General features: G+C 48.6%; 7 protein-coding genes and 1 rRNA gene. 5 read left to right on the plus strand and 3 right to left on the minus strand.

What is annotated here, in order from left to right; all coding sequences use genetic code 11:
- Positions 1–32 precede the first annotated feature (32 nt).
- Positions 33–1,085, minus strand: coding sequence for a tRNA/rRNA methyltransferase (locus M979_RS12295; RefSeq protein WP_064555093.1), 1,053 nt, complete (start codon positions 1,083–1,085; stop codon positions 33–35).
- 211 nt (positions 1,086–1,296) lie between these two features.
- Between M979_RS12295 and trxC the strand changes: the two genes are divergently transcribed.
- The 5 genes from trxC to M979_RS12320 all read left to right on the plus strand — a co-directional run bounded on the left by trxC (position 1,297) and on the right by M979_RS12320 (position 7,036).
- On the plus strand, positions 1,297–1,716 hold the full coding sequence (gene trxC, locus M979_RS12300) for a thioredoxin TrxC (protein ID WP_034461817.1): 420 nt from the start codon (positions 1,297–1,299) through the stop codon (positions 1,714–1,716).
- A gap of 72 nt (positions 1,717–1,788) precedes the next feature.
- A complete protein-coding gene (locus M979_RS12305; protein WP_064555094.1) occupies positions 1,789–2,490 on the plus strand; it encodes a tRNA-uridine aminocarboxypropyltransferase in 702 nt (233 codons plus the stop codon).
- Between the two features lie 32 nt (positions 2,491–2,522).
- Positions 2,523–5,183, plus strand: coding sequence for a bifunctional acetate--CoA ligase family protein/GNAT family N-acetyltransferase (locus M979_RS12310; protein WP_064555095.1), 2,661 nt, complete (start codon positions 2,523–2,525; stop codon positions 5,181–5,183).
- Positions 5,184–5,297: 114 nt separating this feature from the next.
- Positions 5,298–6,653 (plus strand): CDP-diacylglycerol--serine O-phosphatidyltransferase, encoded by a 1,356-nt coding sequence (gene pssA / locus M979_RS12315; RefSeq protein WP_064555096.1) that lies wholly within the window; start codon positions 5,298–5,300, stop codon positions 6,651–6,653.
- 59 nt (positions 6,654–6,712) lie between these two features.
- Positions 6,713–7,036, plus strand: coding sequence for a YfiM family lipoprotein (locus M979_RS12320; protein WP_034461825.1), 324 nt, complete (start codon positions 6,713–6,715; stop codon positions 7,034–7,036).
- Here M979_RS12320 and M979_RS12325 read toward each other — a convergent pair.
- Together M979_RS12325 and rrf are read right to left on the minus strand one after the other, a co-directional pair.
- Entirely contained in the window at positions 7,033–8,337 is a 1,305-nt protein-coding gene (locus tag M979_RS12325) for an MFS transporter (RefSeq protein ID WP_064555097.1), read from the minus strand. The genes M979_RS12320 and M979_RS12325 overlap by 4 nt on opposite strands.
- A gap of 214 nt (positions 8,338–8,551) precedes the next feature.
- Positions 8,552–8,667, minus strand: a 5S ribosomal RNA gene (gene rrf, locus M979_RS12330).
- Positions 8,668–8,742: the final 75 nt, after the last annotated feature.

The following is an 8,742-nucleotide window of genomic DNA, read 5'->3' on the forward strand; positions in this document are numbered from 1 at the left end:
TTATATCAGGACTAGTCATCATGACCAAAGCATTACGCTTTGTTTTGACGCCACCATTCTGACAGCAACACACCGGTTGCTACTGATACGTTCAGGCTTTCAACATTACCAGTACCGGTAATCGCCACGCTCATATCAGCATTTTCGAATGTTGCATCGGAAACACCTTCGCGTTCCTGACCTAACACCAGAACCATTTTCTTCGGCAACTCAGCTTTGAAAAGCGGAGTCCCTTTGTGGCTTGATGTCGTGACAATCGCATAACCAGCTTTACGGAACTGTTCCAGACCATCTTCGAAGGTCTCGCCGCTGATAGCTTCAACATGCTCCGCGCCGCCTTCAGCAGTACGAACAGCTGCGCCAGACTCCAGCATTGCCGCATCTTCCACCAGCAGACCTTTCACACCGAAGTGTGCACAGCTGCGCATGATACCGCCGAGGTTGTGCGGGTTAGCAACGTTTTCCAGGGCCAGTACACAATCTTCTTCACCCGCTTTAGAAAGCCAGCTTTGAACAGTGATACCACGACGTTTTTTGATGATGAAGCAAACGCCACCGTGATGCTCAGTACCGGATGCTTTAACCAGCTCAGCATCGTCTACCACATGGTAAGCTTTACGGTTTGCTGCCATCCAACGCAGTGCTTCTTTGAAACGCGGAGTTACGCTCTGGACAAACCAGGCACGTACGATGCAATCAGGACGGCTCAGGAACAGAGCCTGACAAGCATTTTCACCGTAAACTCGCGTTTCTTCCGCACGCTGGCGGCGAATCACTTCAGGGTCAACAATTGGTCTGCCATTGGCACCCATTTGCTCACCTGCTTCAACTACTTCTTCTCTTGGCGGTCGTGAAACGGTACGCCACGGATTATCACCGCGATCGTCATTACGACTCCGCTCGCGCCCGGCTCCAGGTTTATCATCGCGACGTGGACCACGACGGCCCTCACCCCGTGACGGTGCTGCAGGACGCCCACCACCTTTACCTGTGCGCGGGTTTTGGCTGCGTTTTTCGCTGTCATCGTCACCGCGGACATACATCACTTTGACTTTGCCGCTTTTACCTTTAAATTCGTCGTTCATTCTTCTCTCCACCTGGCTGAGCGCGTGGCGCGCAGATTACCCGATGTGGCACGGCTTAGCCATTAACTTTGGTCAAAAGCCAATAACTATTATATCCATCGAATAAATCACTTGGCTGGTACTCTATTAATCGCTGATAATATTTAACATATAAGAAACATTACTGACGATTTGTACTGTTTTCAGACAACGTATCCTTTAGAGGTTAGCTATGAATACCGTTTGTGCCGCCTGCCAGGCGATTAATCGCATCCCCGATGAGCGTATTGACGACGGTGCGAAATGTGGTCGTTGTGGCCATGAGCTATTTGATGGTGAAGTGATTAATGCCACCAGTGAAACGCTGGATAAACTGCTGCAAGATGACTTACCCGTGGTGGTAGATTTTTGGGCTCCATGGTGTGGGCCATGTGTGAACTTTGCGCCAATCTTCGAAGATGTGGCAGAAGAACGCAGTGGAAAAGTACGTTTTGTGAAAGTGAATACAGAAGCAGAACCGGCACTTAGCGCACGTTTCCGCATCCGCAGCATTCCCACCATTATGGTGTTCAAAAAAGGTGAAATGGTCGACATGCTAAACGGCGCAATGCCTAAAGCACCGTTTGATAGCTGGCTGAACGAAAACATCTAATTTCACGGGCACGTTTCTTGTGCCCGAATGCTTCATCTACGTTAGAATGGCGTTTTTAAACTTGTTTATCTGATGACTGAAAACGCCGTCCTACGTCTTCGTGCCGAACGCCTGGCGCGCGCAACTCGCCCCTTCCTTGCTCGTGGTAACCGCATCCGCCGTTGCCAGCGTTGCCTGCTGCCGCTAAAACAATGCCTGTGCGAAACATTACAACCACAGAACGCACGGAGTCGCTTCTGCCTGGTTATGTTCGACACTGAGCCAATGAAGCCGAGTAATACAGGACGACTCATTGCAGATATTTTACCTGATACCGAAGCGTTCCAGTGGTCACGAACAGAACCCCCGCAGGCTTTGCTCGATTTAGTCAGCTCCCCGGATTACCAACCGATGGTCGTATTCCCTGCATCTTATGCAAACGCTGGGCGAGAAGTGCTGACGACACCACCCAAAACTGGCAAGCCACCGTTGTTTATCATGCTTGATGGCACCTGGACTGAAGCGCGTAAGATGTTCCGCAAGAGCCCTTATCTTGATCAATTACCGGTTATTTCGGTGGATTTAAGCATTGTCTCTGCCTATCGGCTTCGCGAAGCTCATGCCGACGGACAATATTGCACAGCAGAAGTTGCAGCAGCATTGCTCGCACTTGCAGACGACGAGCATGCAGCTGTTGGCCTGACAGAACATTTCACGCTATTTCGCGAACGATATCTGGCAGGTAAACCCCATCATCAGTCCAGCATCACAGCAGCGGAGACAGAAAGCGTTTAAACTCACTGAGTTAATTCTCAGGGGAGAGAGCTATGAGTCAACGTGGGCTGGAGGCGCTACTGCGTCCCAAATCAATCGCTGTGATCGGGGCTTCTGCAAAAATAGATCGCGCAGGCTACTTAATGATGCGCAATCTCCTGGCTGGAGACTTTAACGGCCCGGTAATGCCTGTAACGCCAAGCCATAAAGCGGTTTGCGGCGTTCTTGCCTGGCCTGATATCGCAAGCCTTCCGTTCCCGCCCGATCTTGCCGTCATTTGTACCCACTCAAAACGCAACCTTGAATTACTGCAAGCCTTGGGTGAAAAAGGCTGTAAAGCCTGCATTATTCTCTCCGCCCCACCTGAGCAACTACCTGAATTATTAGCTTGTGCCACTCAATGGCAAATGCGTTTGCTGGGGCCAAACAGCCTTGGTTTGCTTGCTCCGTGGCAAGGGCTTAATGCGAGTTTCTCCCCCGTCCCAATTCAGAAAGGCAAACTGGCTTTTATTTCGCAATCAGCGGCGGTTTCCAACACGATTCTGGATTGGGCTCAGCAGCGTGAGATGGGCTTCTCATGGTTTATCGCGCTCGGTGACAGTCTGGATATTGACGTCGATGAGCTACTGGATTATCTGGCTCGCGATACCAAAACCAGCGCTATTTTGCTTTATCTCGAACACCTCAGCGATGCCCGACGTTTTGTTTCAGCAGCGCGAAGTGCTTCACGTAACAAACCGATTCTGGTGATTAAAAGCGGTCGCAGTGCCAAAGCACAACAGTTGCTTAAAACCCATCTGGGGCTCGATGCCGCGTGGGACGCCGCCATTCAACGTGCAGGTCTTTTACGCGTTCAGGATACTCATGAGCTGTTCTCGGCGGTAGAAACCCTGAGCCACATGCGGCCACTGCGTGGCGAGCGTTTAATGATTGTCAGCAATGGCGCTGCCCCTGCGGCGCTGGCACTGGATGAGCTATGGCTACGTAACGGTAAGCTAGCAACGCTGAGTGATGAAGTCCTCAATAAGCTAAAGAGCACTTTGCCCGTCAGTGTTGAAAGTGGCAATCCACTGGATCTTCGCGATGATGCGACTCCTGAACGTTACCTGCGCGCCATAGAAATACTACTGGATAGCCAGGATTACGATGCCCTGATGATCATCCATGCCCCAAGTGCCGCAGCCCCCGGAACGGTAAGCGCCACCCGGTTAATCGACTTAATCCACAAACATCCTCGCGGCAAATACATCGCATTAATAACCAACTGGTGTGGTGAATTTTCCTCTCAGGAAGCCAGGCGGTTATTCAGTGATGCAGGCATTCCTACATACCGCACACCAGAGGGCGCGGTAACCGCATTTATGCATATGGTGGAATACCGTCGAAATCAGAAGCAACTGCGTGAAACACCTGCCCTGCCCGCCAATTTAAAAGCCAATGCCAGTGAAGCTCATAACCTGCTACAACATGCATTAAACGAAGGAGCCACTTCACTCGATACTCATGAAGTACGCCCTATATTGCAGGCTTATGGGCTTAATACATTGCCAACCTGGATTGCCGGTGACAGTGCAGAAGCCGTGCATATTGCCGAGCAGATTGGGTATCCGGTCGCTCTGAAATTACGTTCCCCTGATATCCCGCATAAATCTGAAGTTCAGGGTGTGATGTTGTACCTGAGAACCGCCACTGAGGTTCAACAAGCAACTGATGCCATAATTGATCGAGTTAAAATGACCTGGCCGCAAGCTCGTATTCACGGGTTGTTGGTACAAAACATGGCTAACCGTGCGGGCGCTCAGGAGTTAAGAATAGTTGTTGAACACGATCCCGTTTTCGGGCCGCTGATCATGCTGGGTGAAGGCGGGGTTGAATGGCGGCCCGATCAACAAGCTGTTGTGGCATTACCGCCACTTAATATGAATCTGGCTCGCTATCTGGTGATTCAGGCCATTAAGAGCGGGAAAATTCGTGGCCGCAGCGCATTACGCCCTCTGGATGTACCCGGCATTAGCCAGGTTCTGGTGCAGGTTTCCAACCTGATTGTTGATTGCCCTGAAATTCGTCGTCTGGATATTCATCCGCTGCTGGCTTCAGGTAATGAGTTCACATTGTTAGATGTCACTTTGCAGCTCGAGAAATTTGAAGGCGACGCAGAAACTCGTCTGGCAATCCGCCCCTATCCCTACCAGTTGGAAGAAGATGTCATCCTTAAGAATGGTGAAAAGTGTCTCTTCCGCCCAATCCTTCCGGAAGATGAGCCATTACTTCAACAGTTTATTTCGCGGGTTACCAAAGAGGATCTCTACTATCGCTATTTCAGTGAGATCAACGAATTTACCCATGAAGATTTAGCCAATATGACCCAGATCGACTACGATCGAGAAATGGCTTTCGTCGCTGTCCGCCAACAAAATGGCCAAAGTGAGATCATCGGCGTCACGCGCGCCATCTCCGACCCCGATAATATTGATGCCGAATTTGCAGTTCTTGTGCGTTCTGATTTGAAGGGTTTGGGATTGGGTCGCCGGCTGCTGGAAAAACTGATTGCCTACACGGGAGAGCATGGGCTACAGAGGTTAAACGGCATTACTATGCCGAACAATCGTGGCATGGTCTCTTTAGCTCGAAAACTAGGATTTGATGTCGATATACAACTGGAAGATGGCATCGTAAGTCTGACTCTTCCATTGATAAAAAGCATAGATTCGTGAGTAAGGTACTGGAAAACTTACTCACTTTGCGGGTTAGTAGTGGTATTATCAGCAGGTTCTGACGTCTGGATTTTGCAGAAGGCCATCCAATGAATAGAGAAGATACGCACTGTGATGTTGTCTAAATTTAAACGTAATAAACATCAACAACACCTTGCCCAATTGCCGAAGCTTTCTCAGTCAGTTGATGATGTAAAGACCCTTTTCTCCCCAGCGGATTTCCGTGAAGTTCTGCTGCAAAAAATTGCGAGCGCAACTCGCCGCATCTGTATTGTCGCATTGTATCTTGAGCAAGACGATGCAGGTAAAGCCGTGTTAACTGGACTCTATCAGGCAAAACAGCAACGCCCGGAAATTGAAGTGACCGTTCTGGTGGACTGGCATCGCGCACAGCGAGGCCGTATAGGAGCTGCCGCTACCAATACCAATGCTGACTGGTATCATCGTATGACTGAGGAATATCCCGGCGTAGATATTCCAGTGTACGGTGTGCCAGTCAATACGCGTGAAGCACTGGGTGTTCTGCATTTCAAAGGTTTTATTGTTGATGATTGCGTGATTTACAGCGGTGCTAGTGTGAATGACGTTTATCTGCATCAACATGATAAATATCGTTATGACCGCTATCAGGTAATCTGTAACCCACATCTTTCCGACATTATGTATAACTGGATGCAGGAAAATCTGGTGCGCGGTCGTGCGGTTCATCGCCTGGATAAGCAACACAGGCCAAAAAGCCCGGAGATTAAAAACGATATCCGTCTGTTCCGCCAGGAACTACGAGATGCCAGTTTCCATTTCCAGGGCAATGCCGATAACGAACAGCTTGCCGTTACGCCTTTAGTCGGATTGGGTAAAACCAGCCTGCTCAATAAAACCATCTACCATTTGATGCCGTGTACCGAGCAAAAACTGGTTATCTGTACGCCTTATTTCAACCTGCCTGCTGTGCTGGTACGTAATATTATTCAGCTCTTACGTGAAGGGAAACAGGTTGAGATTATCGTCGGTGATAAAACTGCAAATGATTTTTATATTCCAGAAGATCAACCCTTTAAGATTATCGGTGCGCTACCTTACCTTTATGAAATCAATCTTCGTCGCTTCCTGAGCCGCTTACAATACTACGTTAACAGCGGGCAGTTGATTGTTCGTCTGTGGAAAGACGACGATAACAGTTACCATCTGAAAGGCATGTGGGTCGATGACGAGTGGATGCTTCTGACGGGTAATAACCTCAACCCAAGAGCATGGCGGCTGGATCTGGAGAATGCAATTCTGATTCATGACCCTAAACAGGAACTCACCGTCCAGCGAGACCATGAATTAGAGTTGATCCGCACACACACTACAGTCGTTCAACATTATCGTGACCTACAGAGTATTGCGGAATACCCCGTTAAGGTGCGCAAGCTTATTCGCCGCCTGCGCCGTATACGTATAGACCGTTTAATAAGTCGTATTTTGTAGTTCATCGCTATACTGAAAAGCCCTGCTTGCAGGGTTTTTTTGTAGCCAGAGGATCATGAATGCTACGTCTTTTACTCCCTTCAGTGTTACTTCTTAGCGGTTGCAGTCATATGGCTCAAGATCAATGGTCAGGCCAGGATAAAGCACAGCACTTTATTGCATCAGCTATCTTATCGGCTGCAGGCAATGAGTATGGTCAACGCCAGGGCTGGAATGATTCCCGTAGCGCGAATTTCGGTTTTTTATTTTCTGTAAGCCTCGGAGCCACAAAAGAACTTTGGGATAGCCGCCAGGCCGGAAGCGGGTGGAGCTGGAAAGATTTCACATGGGATATAGCCGGTGCAGCCACCGGCTATACGATATGGCAATTAGCCAGCTATTAGAGTTTGATTCCCTTCCCTTTACGGTGCAGCAATAACGACACAAAAAAGGCGAGAGCCCCCATCCCGGAGACATACCAGAAAAATGCCGTTTCCATCCCTATCGATTTCAGCGAAAGAGCTACATATTCGGCTGACCCGCCGAAGAGAGCATTTGCGACTGCGTAGGACAAACCAACACCTAATGCACGAACTTCAGGTGGGAACATTTCAGCTTTCAAAATCCCACTTATTGAGGTGTAAAAGCTGACAATTAGCATCGCGATGATGACCAGCCCAAATGCCGCATAAGGCGAACTCACATTTTGTAAAGCAGTCAGAATCGGTACTGTCATCACGGTCGCAAGTCCACCAAAGCAAAGCATAGAATTTCGGCGGCCAATTTTGTCTGATAACGCACCAAAGAAGGGCTGCACCAACATAAAAATGAACAATGCAAATGTCATCAATGCACTGGCTGTATTGGCATGCATACCTGCAGTATTCACCAGATATTTCTGCATATAGGTTGTGAAAGTATAAAAGCTTAGCGACCCACCGGCCGTAAACCCGAGTACCATAATAAAGGCACGACGGTTTTTCCAAAGCCCACTCAGAGTCCCTGCATCTTTGTGTTCCCGTGTCGATTTCTCTGAGGTTTCATCCAGCGATCGACGTAAGTAGAGGGCAACAACGGCAAGAATGGCCCCCAGTGCAAAAGGTATTCTCCAGCCCCATTCACGAAGCTCTCCATCACTGAGAACTTGTTGAAGCACAACCACAACAAGCAATGCTAACAGTTGCCCCCCAATAAGCGTTACGTATTGAAAAGATGCATAAAAACCTTTCCGTCCTTCAACGGCAACTTCACTCATATATGTCGCACTGGTACCGTATTCACCTCCAACCGATAACCCTTGAAATAAACGAGCTAATAACAGAAGCACAGGGGCCCATGTACCAATCGTGGAATAACCGGGTAAACAAGCTATTACCAGAGAGCCGAAACACATCATACAAACAGAGATGAGCATCGAGTTTTTACGTCCATGCTTATCGGCAATATAACCAAACAACCAACCACCAATCGGGCGCATTAAAAAACCTGCGGCAAACACGCCGGAAGTTTGTAGAAGTTGTGTTGTGCTATTGCCTGAAGGGAAAAAGATATGTGCAAAATAGAGAGAACAAAATGAGTAGACATAGAAATCAAACCACTCAACCAGATTCCCCGATGATGCTCCCACAATAGCCCAAATACGACGGCGTGTATCTGAACCTGTCAGAGTTCCATTATCCTGATGTGTTGTTGCAGCTTCTGTCATTTTTTAATCTCCTGTCTTCCTGAATAAGCGTAAAGCCCAGAGATTCAGTAAAGCAGGTGATAAAGTTGATGCTACACAGAGTTATCTGTTTCAATGTAGTTGCGTAAAAAATTGTGAGCGAGCTAATCTTTTCGAAAGTATAATGTAGACATTTCATAAATCGCAGACAGCAAAAAGCCCTGTACGTCAGTACAGGGCTTTCCACTTATTTGGAGCCTGGCAGTTCCCTACTCTCGCATGGGGAGACCCCACACTACCATCGGCGCTACGGCGTTTCACTTCTGAGTTCGGCATGGGGTCAGGTGGGACCACCGCGCTAGTGCCGCCAGGCATATTCTGTTTCATCGACCGTCATGTTATCCACATAACCATCAACTAAAATCTCGGTTCAAGCTGAAAATCAAA

The sequence above is a fragment of the Buttiauxella noackiae ATCC 51607 genome, from assembly GCF_001654865.1.
GTDB lineage: Bacteria > Pseudomonadota > Gammaproteobacteria > Enterobacterales > Enterobacteriaceae > Buttiauxella > Buttiauxella noackiae.

Bases quoted from the DNA above. Each gene is read 5' to 3' on its own strand.
- M979_RS12310 (WP_064555095.1), top strand. From the start codon at position 2,523: ATGAGTCAACGTGGGCTGGAGGCGCTACTGCGTCCCAAATCAATCGCT.
- M979_RS12295 (WP_064555093.1), bottom strand. From the start codon at position 1,085: ATGAACGACGAATTTAAAGGTAAAAGCGGCAAAGTCAAAGTGATGTAT.
- pssA (WP_064555096.1), top strand. From the start codon at position 5,298: ATGTTGTCTAAATTTAAACGTAATAAACATCAACAACACCTTGCCCAA.
- M979_RS12305 (WP_064555094.1), top strand. From the start codon at position 1,789: ATGACTGAAAACGCCGTCCTACGTCTTCGTGCCGAACGCCTGGCGCGC.
- M979_RS12320 (WP_034461825.1), top strand. From the start codon at position 6,713: ATGCTACGTCTTTTACTCCCTTCAGTGTTACTTCTTAGCGGTTGCAGT.
- trxC (WP_034461817.1), top strand. From the start codon at position 1,297: ATGAATACCGTTTGTGCCGCCTGCCAGGCGATTAATCGCATCCCCGAT.
- M979_RS12325 (WP_064555097.1), bottom strand. From the start codon at position 8,337: ATGACAGAAGCTGCAACAACACATCAGGATAATGGAACTCTGACAGGT.